The following is an 18109-nucleotide window of genomic DNA, read 5'->3' on the forward strand; positions in this document are numbered from 1 at the left end:
AATTTACATGCAAAGATACAATATTTTATGGGCAGATGATGAAATTGACCTGCTCAAACCACATATTATTTTCCTCAATGAAAAAGGCTACGATATCACCCCTGTTTATAGTGGCTATGATGCCATAGAAAAATGTAATGAAGAAAAATTTGATTTAGTTTTTCTTGATGAAAACATGCCAGGGATGAGTGGACTAGAGGCTTTAAGCCAAATTAAGTCCATCAAGCCTAACCTGCCTGTGATTATGATTACCAAAAGCGAGGAAGAGTACATAATGGAAGAGGCCATAGGATCTAAAATAGCAGATTACCTCATTAAACCATTAAATCCCAAACAGATCCTTCTGAGCGTAAAGAAAATATTAGACAACAAGCGGTTGATATCGGAAAAAACAAATATCAACTACCAACAAGAATTCAGAAACCTAAGCATGGCTTACAATGACCGCATAAGCTATGAAGAATGGGCTGAGATTTACAAAAAACTAATTTTTTGGGAGCTAGAGATCGATAATACCGAAAACAAAAGCATGAAGGATATTATCGAAATGCAAAAATCAGAAGCCAATAAGAACTTTGCCAGATTTATTGCAGAAGAATATGAAGATTGGTTAAACGATCCTAAGGCAGACCGTCCATTGCTTTCGCACCAACTTTTGAAAAACAAGGTTTTCCCACACCTAAAAAACAAGGATATTGAATCTACCTTTCTCATAGTCATCGACAACTTAAGGTATGACCAGTGGAAAATTCTTGAACCTGCAATCATCAACTATTTTAGGGTAGAAGAAGAGAATTCATACTTTTCGATTTTGCCTACTACCACTTCCTATAGTCGAAATGCTATATTTTCGGGGCTGTTGCCTTCGGAAATGGAGAAAAAGTACCCCAACCTATGGGTAAACGATGATGAAGAAGAGGGCAAAAACAATTCAGAAGAGCAGTTTTTGGCACAACAGCTGAAGCGTAACAACTTAAACATTAAATACAGCTACCATAAAATATTGAATATAAACCAAGGCAAAGACCTGGTTGAAAGCATACCGAACCTGTTCCACAACAAACTCAATGCTATTGTCTACAATTTCGTGGATATGTTGTCTCACGCAAGAACAGACATGCAAATGATCCGGGAGCTGGCACCTGATGAATCGGCCTACCGCTCCTTGACATACTCATGGTTTCTACACTCTCCTTTATTGGAAACCCTTAAAAAAATATCAGAACTCAAAGGCAAAGTAGTTATCACAACCGACCATGGTACGATCAGGGTAAAGAAACCTTTTAAAATTGTAGGAGATAAAAACACCAACACCAACTTAAGGTACAAGCACGGGAAAAACTTAGGGTTTGAAGAAAGTGATTCGGTTTTTACCTGCAGAAAACCAGAAAGGTTATTTTTGCCAAAAAGAAATGTCTCCACGGCCTATGTATTTACCAATGAAGACTATTTCTTTGCATATCCTAATAATTATAACTATTATGTAAATTATTATAAGGATACATTCCAGCATGGAGGTATCTCACTGGAAGAAATGATTATACCGGTTGTAACTTTATCGCCAAAATGACAAATCAGAGCGTTAGTTTTGAGGCAATTAACAATGACCTCGATAAGCTTTCCGAAACAGCAAAAGAATTAATAACTTATGCCGAAGGTAAAAACATTTGGTTGTTTGAAGGAGAAATGGCAGCAGGGAAGACAACGTTCATCAAAGCCATTTGCAAGGTCAAAGGCGTAACAGATAACGTGACAAGCCCAACATTTTCCCTAGTTAACGAGTATCAAACTAAGGAAGGAGATACAATTTACCATTTTGATTTCTACCGCATCAAAGACGAGTCAGAGGCATTGGACATAGGCTGCGAAGAATACTTTTACTCGGGGAACCTGTGCTTAATAGAATGGCCGTCAATGATACCGTCTCTGATACCTGACAATTATTTAAAAATTCATATTACGGCAGAAAAGGAACAAAGAAAAATCCAAGCCTGGCATTATGAAAACTAAAGGTTTAGAAGTACTGGCACAGGAGCATGCCTTATATCCACAAGAGTCTCTTCTAAAAGTTGAAGAGCGGCAAAGGAACTTATTCATTGGTATTCCCAAGGAACAAGAGCTTCTTGAGAACCGGGTATGTTTAACACCCGAAGCTGTTGCTGTGCTTGTCAATAACGAACATGAGGTCATTGTGGAATCTGGTGCAGGCATTGCCGCCAAATTCACAGATCAAGAATATAGCGATGCAGGCGCAAAAATTACCTATTCAACAGAAGAGGTCTTTGCAGCCGATGTTGTTTTAAAAGTGGAACCCCCTACCCTGAAAGAAATAGGATATATGAAACAGGGTAAAACACTGATTTCCGCATTACAAACAGCCAATCTACGTCAGGACTATATCAATGCGCTGAACAAAAAAAGGATCATAGCACTAGCTTTTGAATGGATAGAAGACAAAGTTGGCGGCATGCCCGTAGTTAGGGCTATGAGTGAAATTGCCGGCAGTACCGTTATGCTAATTGCAGCCGAATACCTTAACAGCAAAAACGGCAAAGGGGTAATTTTAGGAGGCATTACAGGTGTACCCCCTACCAAAGTTGTCATATTGGGAGCAGGCACAGTGGCAGAATATGCAGCCAGAACAGGGCTTGGGCTTGGGGCTGAAGTAAAAGTTTTTGACAATCAAATCTACAAATTGAGAAGACTGAAACATGACCTAGGGCTCCAGATCTATACTTCTACCATAGACACTATTACCCTCAGAAGAGAGCTAAAAGAAGCAGATGTAGTCATTGGCTCACTAAGACTGGAAGACGGCGCCACTTGTGTGGTAACAGAAGATATGGTCGCTGAGATGAAACCTAACTCTGTCATTATCGATGTCAGCATAGACCAAGGTGGGTGTTTTGAAACTTCTGAAATGACAAACTTAAGCAATCCTGTTTTCAGGAAATATGACATTATCCACTACTGTGTCCCTAATATACCTTCAAGGGTGGCAAGAACTGCAACTACTGCCTTGAGCAATATTTTCACACCTGTTCTCCTGCAAATGTCTAAACGAGGCGGTGTAGAAGAATTGATTTATGCGAAAGAATGGTTTATGAAGGGCGTATATTGTTACAAAGGAAACCTTACTAACGCATATATAGCTAAAAAAACAGGCTTACGTTTCAAAGACCTAAGCTTACTGCTCGCAGCAAGGTTTTAAAAAGCTATAGAGAGAAGGTCATAACCACTACCGATAGCAACTTTGACAAACTTTATAAAAAGTACAAAAAAAGAAGCCTTTACTGTTCTATCAATAAAGGCTTCTTTTTTTTTTACAATTAGCCTAAGTGTTATACACCAGAAGCATCGGCTGCTTTTTCAATCCAAGCGCCGTCCTCTTTGATTAGATTTATCAACTCATCCACTGCCTTTTCAGAAGGTACTGATTTTTTTACAACTTCCTGTCCCTTATATAAGGCAATTTTACCTTTACCAACTCCCACATATCCATAATCAGCATCAGCCATTTCTCCAGGGCCGTTAACAATACAGCCCATAATACCTATTTTAACACCTTTTAGATGGTCCGTCCTTTTTCTGATCATAGCTGTAGTTTCCTGAAGATCAAACAAGGTACGCCCACAAGATGGACAACTGATGTATTCAGTTTTGGTCATACGGGTACGTGCAGCCTGAAGTATACCAAAAGACGTTGCGTTCAGCATTTTTAAATGCTGAAGCTGAGCATCTCGGTTGGCAAAACGATTGAGTTCGGTACTGATCCATATTCCATCGCCCAAACCATCAATAAACAAGCCCCCAAAATCAGTAGCAGCATAAAGCTGTAGTTGGTCATCAGGTATGTTAGGATATTTCCTAAAAATAATGACTGGTGCTTTTATATCATTGATAATAAAATCTATAAAAGCACGTCGCTGCTCGGCCATGGCATGAAGGTTAAATGTATCCAGGACTATAACCGTCTTATTGTCGTTGCGCAAGGACTTAAGCAACTTATCATTCAAGTCATCCAGATCAAGTTTAACAAAATTAAGCTCTTTATGGCGCTTCTTACCCGACAGGTAATCCTTCAGCTTAAGCAAGGGATACTTGTTCTCCTTATCTGTCAATTTTGCCCAAGCCTTATAGTTCATAATTTGCTTAAGGCCATTAGGCAGCATAAAATCTACTTCTAAATTGCCTGTATAAACATAGTCACAACCCAAATCATTCATGCCCCACTTGTCAAGCAAAGGTAAGTAGTAGTGGCCACCACACTTGAAATCGTTTACCTCCAGGCTGTCCAATTTACTAAAATCAACAACCACACGAGGCACATTGGCACCACCAAAATTTTTGACTTCCGTAGTTGGTCTCCTGCAATATTGATATGGGTTAATTGGACTACAATCGATGGCGGTAATTGACTTGTGTCCAGGTCGCTTTACATATCTATTCACTAAGGCTTTGGCCACCGGTGCTTCAAACTCCGGATCTTCAGTCAGAGATACCCTTACGGTATCACCTAAACCATCTTCAAGTAAAGTACCAATACCTACGGCAGACTTAATCCTCCCATCTTCACCATCACCCGCCTCAGTAACACCAAGGTGCAGCGGATATGGCTGAAGTCCTTCAGCGTCTAGTCTCTGAACCAAAAGTCTATAAGCCTGTACCATCACCTGGGTATTGCTGGCTTTCATAGAAAGCACTATATCATAATATTTAAACTCCTCGCAAATACGCACAAACTCCAAAGCTGACTCCACCATACCCAAAGGAGTATCGCCATAGCGACTAAGTATACGGTCAGACAGTGAACCATGATTGGTACCGATACGCATAGCAGTACCATATTCTTTACAGATTTTGATAAGAGGAATGAATTTTTCCCTAATCCTTTCCAGTTCCTCACTATACGATTGGTCTGTATAGTCTATCGTTTGGAAGCGCTTTTTATCGGCATAGTTGCCAGGGTTGATCCGCACCTTTTCAACGATTTTAGCCGCCAGCTCCGCAGCATTAGGCGTAAAATGGATATCAGCTACCAATGGAACATGGCAGCCTCTGGCCCGAAGTTCTGTTTTTATATTTTCTAAATTCTGGGCTTCTTTAATGCTAGGTGCAGTAATCCGAACATACTCACAACCAGATTCCACCATTCTAAGAATTTGCTCTACAGAGCCCATGGTATCCATAGTGTCTACTGTAGTCATCGATTGTACTCTTATAGGATTAAGCCCACCTAAAGGAACATCTCCGATTTTCACTTCTCGGGTTTTCCTGCGCACATACCTGGTTAAACTTGTTGTATAGTTTGATGATGGGGACAATATCTCCGATTGAAGTCCTGACATACCTTTTGTGTTTTTAAATCATGTAAAATTACAAAATTTTACCCTGTGGCCGATTATAACAAAGGCAGATTTTTTACAATCCATAAAAGAAAACCCGGGCAACCCATGCCTACGTTACAATTTCCAGGGCATTTTATACTCCCTAAAATATTCAACTTGGCATGTATAACCGACATTGGATTAAAAGGTTTCATTTTTTTATTAACATTTAAAACAAGTCATGCGGTCTACAAGTTTTGCCTCCCCAAAAAGAATATCCCCCGCCCCTATCTACTTACTTAAACCTGCATTATGCATTATATTTGGTAATAAAGAGCAAAACAACATAAATCAGCACTTGTAGACCACAAAACATAGCAGCGCTAAACCACAAATGTGAGCGAAATGACTGATTTAAAGTTATACTTTAAAGATCACCAAGCTGTGGCCTTATCAGTATATCTTCAACAACAGAGTTTTCAGACAATGTATAAGTACTATAAACCATTTTTGCCACATCCTCAGATTTCATAAACCTGCTTTCGGGAATTTCCACACCCTCCCAACTAGCGGTATAAGTAGCTCCTGGCAATACAGAGGTCACTTTAATGCCATGAGGTTTCATTTCTTCACGCAACACTTTACTCATTCCATATAGTGCATACTTGGTAATACAGTAAGAACCTCCATTTACATAAGGCATAATACTAGCAGTTGAACATATATTAAAAATATGTCCTTTTTTAACCTCTATCATATTCTTGATCAAGGCCCGGGTCAAGTGGTAGGCACTATACAAATTTGTCTGCACCAAATTTTCTAACACGCCTTCATCTTCATTATGTACCTGTCCGGGTGTATAGATTCCCGTATTATTAATCAAGACGTCAATATCTCTCCCAGAAGCCAGAACCGCTTCAGCAAATTTGGAAACCTCTTCTCTTTTGGAAAGGTCGGCTTTAATGAAGTTAAACTCTTGAGAGGGATACTTTTCAGAAAGTTCAGCAGAAACTTTTTTTAAGTCATCTTGAGACCTTGCACAAGCATATATATCAAACCCATCTTCAGCAAATACTTCCGCTAGCGCTTTACCAATACCCTTAGTTGCCCCGGTAATTACTGCAAGCTTTTTCATGATTTTACGTTTAAAATGAAAGATTTTGTAATTTTTTTGAAATATAATGTAATTTAGCGTAGAGTTTTTTGTTAAAAGTAATAATGAAAGCCCTCGGCAAATATATAATCCTTTTAGGACTCCTTGTAAAAAACAGGGAAAAGTTCAGCGTGTACATCAAGCTGATTATCGATGAGGCTGTGCTGATCGGTATAAACTCAGTTTTTATAGTAGTAATAGTATCTTCTTTTATTGGAGCTGTAACTGCTGTTCAGACTGCCTTTAACCTTGTAAGTCCCTTAGTCCCGACCTACATCATAGGAACGATAGTAAGGGATATGACCATTTTAGAGCTTGCGCCAACCATTACTTGTATTGTTTTATCCGGAAAAGTTGGATCAAACATTGCAGGAGGCCTTGGCACAATGCGGATAACAGAGCAAATAGATGCACTAGAGGTAATGGGAATCAACAGTGCCTCATACCTTATTTTGCCTAAAATTATTGCCGCGCTCATAACATTCCCTTTGTTGGTAATTATTGCCGGCTTCCTTTCTATAATGGGAGGTTATTTGGCAGGAACCCTAACGGGGGTAATAACAGAGCAAGAGTACATAATAGGTATCCGATATGGCTTTCAGGAGTATAATATTGTTTTCGCAATTATCAAATCCCTGGTCTTTGCATTCCTAATCTCTTCCATATCTGCCTATCAAGGGTTTTACACCAAAGGGGGCGCTTTAGAAGTAGGGCACTCAAGTACTCAGGCAGTAACCCATAGCTGTATTGCAGTTCTTTTAGCAGACTATTTGCTTGCAAATTTATTATTGTAAGAAATGATAGAGATAAAGAACATAACCAAGTCCTTCAACGGAGTAGAAATTTTAAAAGGCATAGACGGTAAGTTTGAAAAAGGCCGAACCAACCTTATAATCGGTGCCAGTGGTACCGGTAAAAGTGTTTTGATGAAGTGCATGGTTGGCCTAATTCAACCAGATACCGGCGAGGTACTATACGATAATAGGGATTTTTCTAACGGAACACAGGAGGTGAGGCAAGAGGTAAGACGAGAAATAGGGATGCTCTTCCAAAACTCTGCATTGTTTGACTCTAAAACTGTTGAAGAAAATGTCATATTTCCCTTAGATATGCTTACAGACATGTCGAAGGAAGAAAAGCTAGACAGAGCAAACTTCTGCTTAAAACGTGTAGGGCTTGAGAACAAGAACAACCTGATGCCTTCTGAAATCAGTGGTGGTATGAAAAAACGGGTCGGTATAGCAAGAGCAATTGTTCTAAACTCAAAATACCTTTACTGTGACGAACCCAATTCCGGCTTAGACCCGCAAACGTCCATTAAGATTGATAATCTAATCAAGGAAATTACAGAAGAGTACAATATTACCACCATTGTGGTTACCCATGACATGAACTCTGTAATAGAAATTGGAGATTACATTATGTTTATCCATCAAGGGGAAAAAGTGTGGGAAGGAAACAGTAAAACGATATTGGACAACGAAGTTAAATCTCTACAAGATTTTATTTTTGCCAATAAACTGATAAGGGATTTTAAGACCTTCTCCGACAAGCTCAAATAATTTTTATTTCAGCCATTCCAATCAATATGGCTAATGTTATTTTTCAATTATTTGAAGTGCCTTCTTTTGCCTAAAAACCGGCTTTTCAGGTATCCCTAACACTGCTTATACAATTATCATGCAAACTATTTTCCCTTAGTCCCGTTTTTTTTATTGAGGGACTGAGCATATGAAGCATTATTTATACATACTTTTTATCGTGCTATGTTCGGAGCTAAGTGCCCAGAACATAAGAAAAAGTTTTGAGAATAATAGGTTGACAGAAGAAGAGATAGATTATGTCATAAAAGAGTATGGACAAAAGAAAGACATACCTGACGAGTTTAGAGAGCAAATAGCAACTGCACTACTTTATTTTCCAGAGCTGAAGGACACCAGAATCAGCTTTCGAATCTATGATGCATCTTCACCTTTATTGGCCAGGCCAACATTTTTTTCTGCTGTTTTTCGCAATGCAAGAAGACGCCACTATATAATAGGCATCAGCAACGATCAGAACATGGCTCCAGTTTTACTGGAAAACCTTCACCTAGATGCCCAAATAGGAGTACTGGGGCATGAGCTCGCCCATATTGCAGATTTTGTAAAAAGAGACCGTATTGGCTTGTTAGGCGTAGCTTTAGGAAATATCCATAAAAAGAAAATGGACAGGATAGAGTTTGATGCCGATCGCCGGACTATTGACCATGGACTAGGATGGCAACTTTACTCATGGAGCACACATGTGCGGCTAGCGTATGCAAAACATGTACAAGGTATAGACCAAATAGAAGATATAACAGAAGTGACCGAGCATAACCCTAGAGAACGCTACATGTTTCCTGAGACCATAATGGAAACGATCAAGAGTCACCCTATTTATCAACCAATTGAAGATGATGATGGGGAGAGCTTTACACAATCAGAATAAAGCAGAAACCTGCATCCTCCCAATATGTACCAAGTTGCTAGACTCAGACTTTCTACCTTCGTAAATAAAAGAAAGCTGTAGTCCATTGGAAAGCCTTTCCTGCCAATTTACACTCATGGTAAAGTTGTTTCCAGGCATTAGCCCTTCAAACATTTCAAAAGCTACAGGAGAGTTAAAAGACGTCTCTTTGAAGTCTTCTACGATTCTGATGTAGTTAATATTCCCATTGATAGTTCTTCTCGACACTTTATTGATTCTAACTTCACAACCAGCAGAGTACATTTGTATCTTTTCATTAACCTCGCCCAACCGATTTTCTTTATCAGAATACCCAAGCTCACATGAAATTCTAAAAGTGTTTTTAGGTTGAATAGAGAACTGAGGCTTAAAGCTCCAAGTTTCAATATCATAATTCCTAAGCTGCATAAAATTAGATTGGTTTGCACGGACGTTTCTAAAAGTAAGCATGCGGATGTTTACTAATCTTTTTATGTTCAACCGGCCTTGCAGCCGCACTTCATCGAGGTTTCTAGTTTCAAACCCTTGACTCAAAAACTGCTTATTTTCGGTAGACTGAACAGTAAGATCGCAGCCATAATTAGGGTTTGAGCGGTTAAAGAAGAAAGCAGAGCGTAAGTTCTTTTGTACTGATAAAATATCTTCAGGAGCTAGTCCACTAATAAAGGGGCTAAACCTTTGCATTATGTCTGAGTCCAAGATTCTTTTATTTACATTCCATCCAGAAACATTGGAGAAGCGGGAGAAGAAACGTATAAGGCCTTTGTCTGAGTCGCGCCAGTTCCTAGGAGCCGACATATTGACCCGGTAATTTAAACTATTAGTGTAAGCACGGACATAATTATCGGTAGGAACGAAGACTTTGATATAGTTTCTACGGTCAAAGAACACAGACTCAACAAACTCATCCAGGTCCTTTACCCCATTGCCATTTAAGTCACCTAGCCATTCGTGGGTACCTTCCCCTTGGGCCACCTCCACAAACATAAACTCCCGCTGCAACTCACGGCCAGTACCAGTAGTTATAGTAAGCTCAGACCGTATATGCCTTGAAAGAAAATCAGCATTATAGTCAAACCTACCAAGCACCGTTTCTTCATCCGGTAATTGCTCACCCATAAAGTCACTATTATACGTCATGCGACGATAAGTAAAGTTCGTTACAAGTTCATGGTTTCTATGGATTATAGTATTGACTCCAGCATTAGTAGTCCTGGCTTTACTATAGTTTGCAAGCACCCCTTCAGAAATCAAGTGCCGCTTATCATCTCTGAAACTTTGCTCTGCAAAAAAGTTAAAACGTGAAGTATCCGCAGACCTAACATAGAGCTTTAGTTCATCGAAATACATGGCAGAACCAGTAACACTGTCACCTCCTAAAGCAGTAACAACATTTTTATCTGTATTATATTCTATACCAGGCACTACATACTTAGTCCTGTATGAAGAGTTTACAGAAGCACGTTTCCAATCAGAGTAGTCAAACAAACGTTCATTTTGCATCATAAAACCAGTGCTGTTCACCTGAAACCTTCCCAAAGACTTATTAAAAATAAGGTTTTGCTGATGTCCATTAACTTCCTGATCACGAAAACGCCTGGTAAAAGTGTACATAAAATTATTTTCACCATCTTTCAAAAACCCAATATTGGCATTAAGAATATGGTCGCTGGTACGTATTTCGGGCGAAGCACTCCAATCCCTTTCAAAGTTAATGTCCCGATAGCGGTCTACCGGTCTAAAGTTGGCATCATTGTATTCAAAGTCCACACCACCAGTAAACTCATACCCTTTAATAAAAGACTTACGTCCTTTGGAGATAATACCTCCTTTAAAAGCTATACCGTTATCATTTTCATTATTAATATTAGAAAACCTGTTGATGTCATGTTGAGAGAAGGCAATTTCACCAAACACATGGTCATACTTTGTTAGCTCATAGCCACCACCCACAGTTACCATTTGCTTTTTGACAGGGGTAGGAATAAGCCGCCGGGGTTCAAAACTTCCCTGCCCTGGCCCAACATATTTAAAAACCCTTCCGTTAACTGCCTTACTGACATCATGGATATAACTACCATTCCCATGCCCTAGATCTGTAAAGGTAATTTCATAAATAGCACGATCTGGGTCTGTAGAAAACTCATAGTACTCCCTACCCTGCGGATCCATAGCTTTTTTGTACAGGATTTTATTTTCACTAAACCCTACTTCCTCGACCCCTGAGATATAGGCATCTTGCACAGAGTCACCAATAGAACTCAACAACTCCTTGTCTTGATCAGAAAGTTCGTACAAAGGGTTTCTTGGGTTATCCTGCTCTGTATAGTAGTTCACATAACCAGTAGCCCTCCCGTAGTTTTGGTAGTGCCCTGCATTTACAATAGTCCTAGTATAATTCCTGTCAGAAAATTCGAAGTCAACCCGTATTACTGAAAACTCTGTTATGAGAACATTTTGAGTAAATGTTATTTCCGCAAGGTTATAATCTATGGTATAATCATAGTCAAACCCTCTTTTCATTAGTTTCCCATCAATATAAACACGCTCCGAATTAGCCAAAACAATAATAAACCGCTCATTTGAAGGACCTCGCAAACGATAAGGCCCTTGTACACCTTCAAGGGCTTCTAGCTCTATGGAGGCAAACTTTCCTTTAGAGATAGCCGCACCGCCAAATGTCGTAGAGTTTTTAGTACTATCTTCCCCAAGCCCCACTTCTACTTGTCCACCCTGAACGTTTTTGTAATACCTTAAAAAGTGAGAATCTCTATTTTGCATCACTATATCACCCGCCGTCAACTTACTGTTTGCTGCATCCAACTGAACAAACACCCGGTCAAAATCCTGTAGCTGTTGTGTATTACCCTCTGGCTGAAAAGGTATATTTTGGTCATTTATTACGGCTGTAAGGCGCACATCATCGGTCAATTGCCCTTCGATCTGCATATTGAGGTTAGAATTCACAAAAACATTTTGGCTGTTACCAAAAGAAATGCCACGGGAAACATTACCGGTGGTATTTAACCCCGGCGTTGCGAAGAGCTCCTCCCTACGTTGTGGCAAATTGCCGCCACCTATAGGCTTACCATAATCTTCCCTAAAATAAAAATTAGAATCATACGAAGCCAAGTTCCTTTTATAATATCCGCTGGTAAGGTCATAAGGCATAATTCTGTAGCAGACCATTACAGAATCAAAAGCTTCATCGGAACTAAAAGAGGCCTTACCAGTGTTTATATCATAAGTTATTTTTATATCGTCTCTATCCTTGAGTTCTATTTCAACAGAATTTGGGAATACCGGTGCCGTGTCCAAAACAAAGGATTGTTCGGAGTAGTCTATCCATTTACACCTCTTATTACTTATCTGTGCACAGGTAACAAAAGGAAGCAATAGGAAAAAAAATATAACTGTGCAAAAACCAGTAAAATGCATTAGTTAACAACGGGCAGCTCTATGAAGAACGTCGTACCATGGCTTTCCATTGTTTCAAACCAAATTTTACCATGTGCATGTTCCACACCACGTTTAGCCACAGCTAAACCAATGCCTGATCCCGTGTATTTGGTGCTAAAGTTAGGCAAGAAAACTTTGTCTCTAATTTCATCAGGAATACCTGTCCCATTATCAGAGATTTCCAATATAGCTTTTTTCCCATGAACCCTCAACTTCACTAAAATTTCCGGGAACACATCCGATGAAGCAGACTGAATTCCATTGAGAATCAAATTAGTAACAATCCCACTCATAAGTTTTTCATCCCCCATCACAAAGACATCTTCTTCTGGCAAATCAATGCTAACTTTTGACTTCGCGGTATTATGCAAACTAGCAGTACTTCTTACCACCTTTACCAACTCATACCTTTCATACACAGGAATAGGCATTTTGGCAAACATTGAAAATGAAGTGGCGATTTCACTAAGATTATCAATCTGATCAAGCAACACATTCATGTATTTACTTACCGATGCATTACTGTCACCTGGGTTCTCTTTGGCTTTGCGCTGCAAGTGCTGCACTGTAAGCTTCATAGGAGTCAAAGGGTTTTTAATCTCATGAGCTACCTGCCGGGCCATTTCTCGCCAAGCAGACTCCTTTTCACTTTTAGACAAAGCTTCTTTACTTTCCTCAAGCTTTTTGAGCATTTTATTATATTCCCCAACCAATAAACCTATCTCATCACGAGAGTTCCACTCTAATGGCTCATTATACCCACTCAAAGAGGTTTTTCTTATACGTTGAGTAATAAGCTTAAGAGGATAGGTCAACCCACTTGAGAAAAAATAAGAAATAAACAAAAAGACTATAAAAATACTTGTGAAAATATTGAGTATAGTAGTCAACACCTCAATAAGCTGTTTTTCTATTTCATACTTAGATTCAAAAAAAGGAATACTCAAAATACCCATCAGCTCCCCCCTATCTGGCGACTTGACAGCTACATAAACAGCATTATAGCGAAGTTCTCCAATCTCCTCTGGCAACATTACAACATTGTTGCGATCTTCTAAAATAGCAGCATAAGCAGCAGGGTTTACCAATCTGGCAAAAAGGCCAGACTCATAAATCATAGGTTGATTTGAAAAAATTAAGTGACCTTTTCGGTTAAACAAATTGATATCAGAGTCGGCGTACTGAGCAATTTCATACATCAGGTGCTCAACAAATTCCTTCCGAACCTTTTGTTTACGATATTTATCAAGAAAGACAGATAGGTTTTGACTCACGCTCTCTGCTTTTTTAATGAATGACTTATTAAGATTTCTATTATAATTGGCACTAATAACACTTAAAGTCGTCATACTGACTATGAACAAAGGAAGGAAAAAAGCCAGGTTCAAGTACAGTTGAATCTTCGTAGAAAATGTAGTATTAATGTTTTTGAACTTATAATAAAAACCGTAAAAGGTAATAAATACCAGCACGGATACAATCAGGATAAGAAATAAAAATGAAAAATTTGAGTAACTATCTTTCACAAAGTATTTCTCAGAAGAAACTACTATAATTTTATCAGAACCAGACTTAATACAAAGATGATGGTGGTCGTCTTGTAAAATTCCGTCATTAAATATTCTAGGATTATTGAAATTTGATGAAGAGAAGTTTAGGCTATAATTATACGGTCCTGTATAAAACACAAGTTCTTTGTTGTTATATATGGCATAACTATAGTCTTTGGTCTGCATGGGCTCCAATAGATTTTTGTCCATTAGCAACTCAGGATATACACTATGCAGTAAAAAGCGCTTATGCTTCAGCTCAATAAGCACATAGCCAATAGTAACACCATATTTTTCAATCTCGGTAAAGCTAAAATATTTTATAAGACCATGTGCGCCAGGATCATTAATAAAATAAATATTATCATACTCGGTACGAAACTCTCCCCTACGATATTTTTCAGTTATACTTAAAATGTTTGGATATTCCGTCTCTTCCTTATAGTTGTCACCATTACCATCAAACAGGTGAACTTCAATATCATATTTATCCAAGTATGAGTTCAAATAAACCTTTCGGATTTTTTGCTCAATAATATCATTAGAAGAAAATGGCTCAAAAAATTTATTTTTAATAAACTGATCCCCTGCTATTTTATTAGCAGCTTGGTTAAGGTAAAACTCTCCAACAACATCGTTTTCCATTAACAAACTTCCTGCAAATTTTTGTTTGCCAATAACAGAAGTACGCACATTAACTTCATAAATAGAATATGCCCCAATAATAGAACAGATGAGTGCCGCAAAAATCAAGTAAACATAGGTGGAATACCTAAGGTAGTAGTCAATTTTAGGGAGGTTGTTATAGGTTACGATTACAAAATAGGCAAAGGCTATAATTAATAAAAATCCGTGAAAGACCCCAATAACGAGTGTAAATATACCAAAAGCTAAAAAGCCGAGCAGTGCATTAATTATCCCACTTTTAAAATTTCCTTTATGTATGCTAATAAATAACCTCGACAAGATGTGGGAGTATATAAAGAAGGTACATGAGGATAAAATAAAAATAAGAATGGAAACTATCCGAAATACATCAAAGCTAATGCTAGCGGTTATATCAAGCGACCAGAGAGAATCAAAATATAAGACCCTAAGCAAAAAAAACAAGAAAAATACTCCGAGAAAGTATAAAACTACTAAAAATACAGAAACAATATTTTTATTAAACACAGAAAGCTTATAAAGCTTTTTAATGAATACAGACTTTGAGTAGTTGTTATAAAGAAAACAGCTAAATAAGAAGAAGAACAGTGCATTTAAAAATAAATCCCCTATAGATGGATCCATCACAGAGGAAGCAAAATATTTGGAGTCAAATAACTTAAACTCAATAATTGCAAAAGGAAAATCAAAAATAAGCATAAGGCCACGAATGGCCACCACAGAAAGGAAAAATACAACAAAAGAAAGATCGGTGTGCTGATTAAGGTTAAGCCAGGTTACTAGCAAATAGATAAATATAAGAACACAAGCAATGCCAGCAAAAGTAAGGAAGAGCACATACCATTTATAGGAAGCATGTTCTGAGAAATCTTCGTCATTAAAAGAGATAGAAAACAAAAAGTTTCCATCATTATCGGATACAACCTTTCCCAAAGGTGAAAGTCCTTCGACGCTAACATTAACAGACTCAAAAATAGTTGGGTTTAAACCAGGTTGCAGGTATTGGTTCTCTACAGGGTATTCGGAGGTAAGAGGGATCAAAACGCATACTTCAAACAAGTCGCCTCGTTTGATAATTTGATCCTTTACAAGAAGGTGTTTTCCATTTTTTAGTTCTGCATATTTAACGGAAAAATCGCCATGTAGTAAATCATGATGAAAGTTATACTTCGAATCAGACCAAAAGTAGAGCTGTTTATTCCTAAAAATGAAATAAGGGAATTTGGAATCTTGTATAAGTGTTGAAAAAACAGGAACCTCTGTATCTTTCAGAAGCTTTTTTATCCTAGCATTCTCACTATGAGCGGCTTGTAGCTCACGATTAACATTCTCATTAACATATTGAAGTAAGGTTTCATTATCTGGCTTGTCCCGGTCTGAGAGAAAAAACCCGAAAATGACTGCTGTGGTTATTAAAACTAATCCAGAAACAAGAAACCAATACCTATGCCTTAACAAAATAAGAAAGCGGTTAAATTAATTACCGAAGAACTTTCTCTTCAGAATATCCTTCACTTTTAAATCCTCTTTTTTATTCTTTCTGCTTTCCCTATACCATAAAAAAACCACCGCAGAGACCAAGAGGTATGGGATACTCATCAAATATAAGATCCCTGAATTTAAGCCAGCACCAATTTTCCGTTCCGTAGTACTCCCACCTTCTTTAACATTATTTTCTACAGTGGCCCTGCACATAGAACATTGAGCAGCGACATTTGCAGAAGAGAACAAAGAAACTACTACAAACAAAAGGATTGAGAAATATTGAATTACCCGCATTAAAATCACTTTTTAAACAATGATAAAGATTATATAGTTCCTAGGCATAATAAGGGCTAATCATTAAATAAACTATAACCCCTGTAATTGCCACATAAAGCCATACAGGAAAAGTCCATTTAACAATTTTCTTATGCTTATTAAGCTGCTTGCTAATAGCAAAATAAATAGCTAGCAAAACCAGTGGTACAACAATTGCAGCTAATAAAATATGGGTAAGAAGAATAAAGACATAGATTAACCTTATGCTACCTACGGCTTCTAACTCTTCTGGACTTACAACGCCATCACCATTAGCGTCTCCAAAAAGCGTATGTGTGCCTTGATAATGGTAAATAACATACAAAACCAAAAACAGCGAAGACAAAACAAACGCTGTAACCATAGCCCGGATATGGTTCTTCTGTTGATTATTTTTAATAAAATAAAATCCTGCTAAGAGACATAAAGTGGTTCCCGTATTTAAAATGGCATTGAAGTGCGGGATAAAACTTACGTTCCAGTCACCCAACCCTCCGCTTTCAGGCAAGTAAAACAAAACAGCCACTACAACAGGAATGGCTATAGAAAGGATTCCAATAATAGATAAGTAAAGATTGTTATTCCTTACTTCATTACTTTTTATTGTATTCATGGAGGAGTAAATTAATTTCTGTAATTAGTCTGTCAACATCTTCACGATCGGTACCAGTGTAGTATCCCCTGATTCGTCCTTCCTTATCAATCAAAATAAGTTTTTCGCTATGGATAAAGTCATCTTCAATATCTACCTCTTCCATTGCAGTAACGAAAAAACCTTTTCTTGCCAATGAGTATAATTCTTCTTTTTCTCCAGTTACAAAAGACCATTTTCTACTATCGGCTTTATACTCGGCCGCATAATTAGCAAGAACCTCTACATCATCATTTTCCGGATCCACAGTAAATGATACTATTTTAATGTCCTCGTTATCTATGAAGTTCTCTTGAACCCTAGTTAGTTCAGAGGTCATTTCAGGACAAATACCAGAGCAGCGAGTAAAGAAAAAGTCAGCAACGGTAATTTTACCTTTAATGTCACTTAAAGAAATCGAGTCACCAGTATGACTGACAAAGGAAAACTCAGGAATAGTATGTGCGTCAGTAATTTCGTACTTACCATCTACTAACACAGAATCATATGGAAAATAAACAGGGAGCTTAAACTCATTTGTACCGCATCCCTTTAAAAAAAGGAACACTAAAACTGGTAAACCTAAAATTGAAAATACCATGAATGCTTTAGTGTTCCTTCTCATAACTACAGTAAATTAATATAATTAAACAATTTGATCAATAATAAATCCTAGAAATGGCTAAAATGATAGAACCAGTTTCTAAGTAAGTATAAAGTTTGCCCTTCTACAAGTAAAGCAATGATAAGCCAGATAACGAAAATCATTGGAAGAATTACTGACCATATCAAAGTTTTTACTTCATATTTAAGGTGCATAAACTCCGCCACAATATAGTAAGCCTTGATAATAGTAAGTCCTACGAATATGGCTATAAGTAAAGCTCCTCTTTCAATAGTAAATGCAAAAAGGAACTCTATAGCTGTAACGATAGCAAGTATCCCTGCAGTCTTCCAAATCTTTAAAATTTTTGCCTTATCTCTAGGCTGTGCGGTCATAACCACATTATCATGATTAGTAGGTGCTCCCATA

At 37.9% G+C, this 18109-nt stretch carries 14 protein-coding genes; 6 read left to right on the top strand and 8 right to left on the bottom strand.

Features of this window, described 5'->3' with window-relative positions:
* Positions 1-7 precede the first annotated feature (7 nt).
* From RCC89_17235 to RCC89_17245, 3 genes are read left to right on the top strand one after another with little or no spacing between them, the layout of a single operon-like run.
* Positions 8-1570: a bifunctional response regulator/alkaline phosphatase family protein gene (locus RCC89_17235; GenBank protein WMJ74891.1), complete on the top strand. Its 1563-nt coding sequence runs from the start codon at positions 8-10 to the stop codon at positions 1568-1570.
* Positions 1567-2010, top strand: coding sequence for a tRNA (adenosine(37)-N6)-threonylcarbamoyltransferase complex ATPase subunit type 1 TsaE (gene tsaE / locus RCC89_17240; protein ID WMJ74892.1), 444 nt, complete (start codon positions 1567-1569; stop codon positions 2008-2010). Before RCC89_17235 ends, tsaE begins: the two co-directional genes overlap by 4 nt.
* Positions 2000-3211: an alanine dehydrogenase gene (locus tag RCC89_17245; protein WMJ74893.1), complete on the top strand. Its 1212-nt coding sequence runs from the start codon at positions 2000-2002 to the stop codon at positions 3209-3211. The genes tsaE and RCC89_17245 overlap by 11 nt, the downstream gene beginning before the upstream one ends.
* Positions 3212-3341: 130 nt before the next feature.
* Here RCC89_17245 and ispG read toward each other — a convergent pair whose 3' ends face one another.
* Together ispG and RCC89_17255 are read right to left on the bottom strand one after the other, a co-directional pair.
* Complete coding sequence (gene ispG, locus RCC89_17250) at positions 3342-5348, bottom strand: (E)-4-hydroxy-3-methylbut-2-enyl-diphosphate synthase (GenBank protein WMJ74894.1); 2007 nt, start codon at positions 5346-5348, stop codon at positions 3342-3344.
* 406 nt (positions 5349-5754) lie between these two features.
* Positions 5755-6462 carry an SDR family oxidoreductase gene (locus RCC89_17255; protein WMJ74895.1) on the bottom strand — a complete coding sequence of 236 codons (708 nt, stop codon included), beginning with the start codon at positions 6460-6462 and terminating at the stop codon, positions 5755-5757.
* 83 nt (positions 6463-6545) lie between these two features.
* On the opposite strand from RCC89_17255, the gene RCC89_17260 reads away from it, so the two are divergent.
* The 3 genes from RCC89_17260 to RCC89_17270 all read left to right on the top strand — a co-directional run bounded on the left by RCC89_17260 (position 6546) and on the right by RCC89_17270 (position 8952).
* Entirely contained in the window at positions 6546-7274 is a 729-nt protein-coding gene (locus RCC89_17260) for an ABC transporter permease (GenBank protein ID WMJ74896.1), read from the top strand.
* Positions 7275-7277: 3 nt separating this feature from the next.
* The gene (locus RCC89_17265; GenBank protein ID WMJ74897.1) at positions 7278-8042 is read left to right on the top strand and encodes an ATP-binding cassette domain-containing protein; all 765 of its coding nucleotides are present in this window, start codon (positions 7278-7280) and stop codon (positions 8040-8042) included.
* Between the two features lie 169 nt (positions 8043-8211).
* A complete protein-coding gene (locus RCC89_17270) occupies positions 8212-8952 on the top strand; it encodes a hypothetical protein (GenBank protein WMJ74898.1) in 741 nt (246 codons plus the stop codon).
* On the opposite strand, the gene RCC89_17275 is transcribed toward RCC89_17270, so the two are convergent.
* From RCC89_17275 to RCC89_17300, 6 genes are all read right to left on the bottom strand, one after another.
* The gene (locus tag RCC89_17275; protein ID WMJ74899.1) at positions 8944-12288 is read right to left on the bottom strand and encodes a hypothetical protein; all 3345 of its coding nucleotides are present in this window, start codon (positions 12286-12288) and stop codon (positions 8944-8946) included. The genes RCC89_17270 and RCC89_17275 overlap by 9 nt on opposite strands.
* A 119-nt stretch (positions 12289-12407) precedes the next feature.
* Positions 12408-16103, bottom strand: coding sequence for a HAMP domain-containing sensor histidine kinase (locus RCC89_17280; GenBank protein ID WMJ74900.1), 3696 nt, complete (start codon positions 16101-16103; stop codon positions 12408-12410).
* Positions 16104-16121: 18 nt separating this feature from the next.
* Entirely contained in the window at positions 16122-16424 is a 303-nt protein-coding gene (locus RCC89_17285) for a hypothetical protein (protein ID WMJ74901.1), read from the bottom strand.
* 40 nt (positions 16425-16464) lie between these two features.
* A complete protein-coding gene (locus RCC89_17290) occupies positions 16465-17058 on the bottom strand; it encodes a DUF420 domain-containing protein (protein ID WMJ74902.1) in 594 nt (197 codons plus the stop codon).
* Positions 17039-17701, bottom strand: coding sequence for an SCO family protein (locus tag RCC89_17295; GenBank protein ID WMJ74903.1), 663 nt, complete (start codon positions 17699-17701; stop codon positions 17039-17041). The genes RCC89_17290 and RCC89_17295 overlap by 20 nt, the downstream gene beginning before the upstream one ends.
* A gap of 47 nt (positions 17702-17748) precedes the next feature.
* Positions 17749-18108 carry a cytochrome C oxidase subunit IV family protein gene (locus tag RCC89_17300; protein ID WMJ74904.1) on the bottom strand — a complete coding sequence of 120 codons (360 nt, stop codon included), beginning with the start codon at positions 18106-18108 and terminating at the stop codon, positions 17749-17751.
* Position 18109: the final 1 nt, after the last annotated feature.

The organism is Cytophagaceae bacterium ABcell3 (assembly GCA_030913385.1).
Taxonomy (GTDB): domain Bacteria; phylum Bacteroidota; class Bacteroidia; order Cytophagales; family Cytophagaceae; genus ABcell3.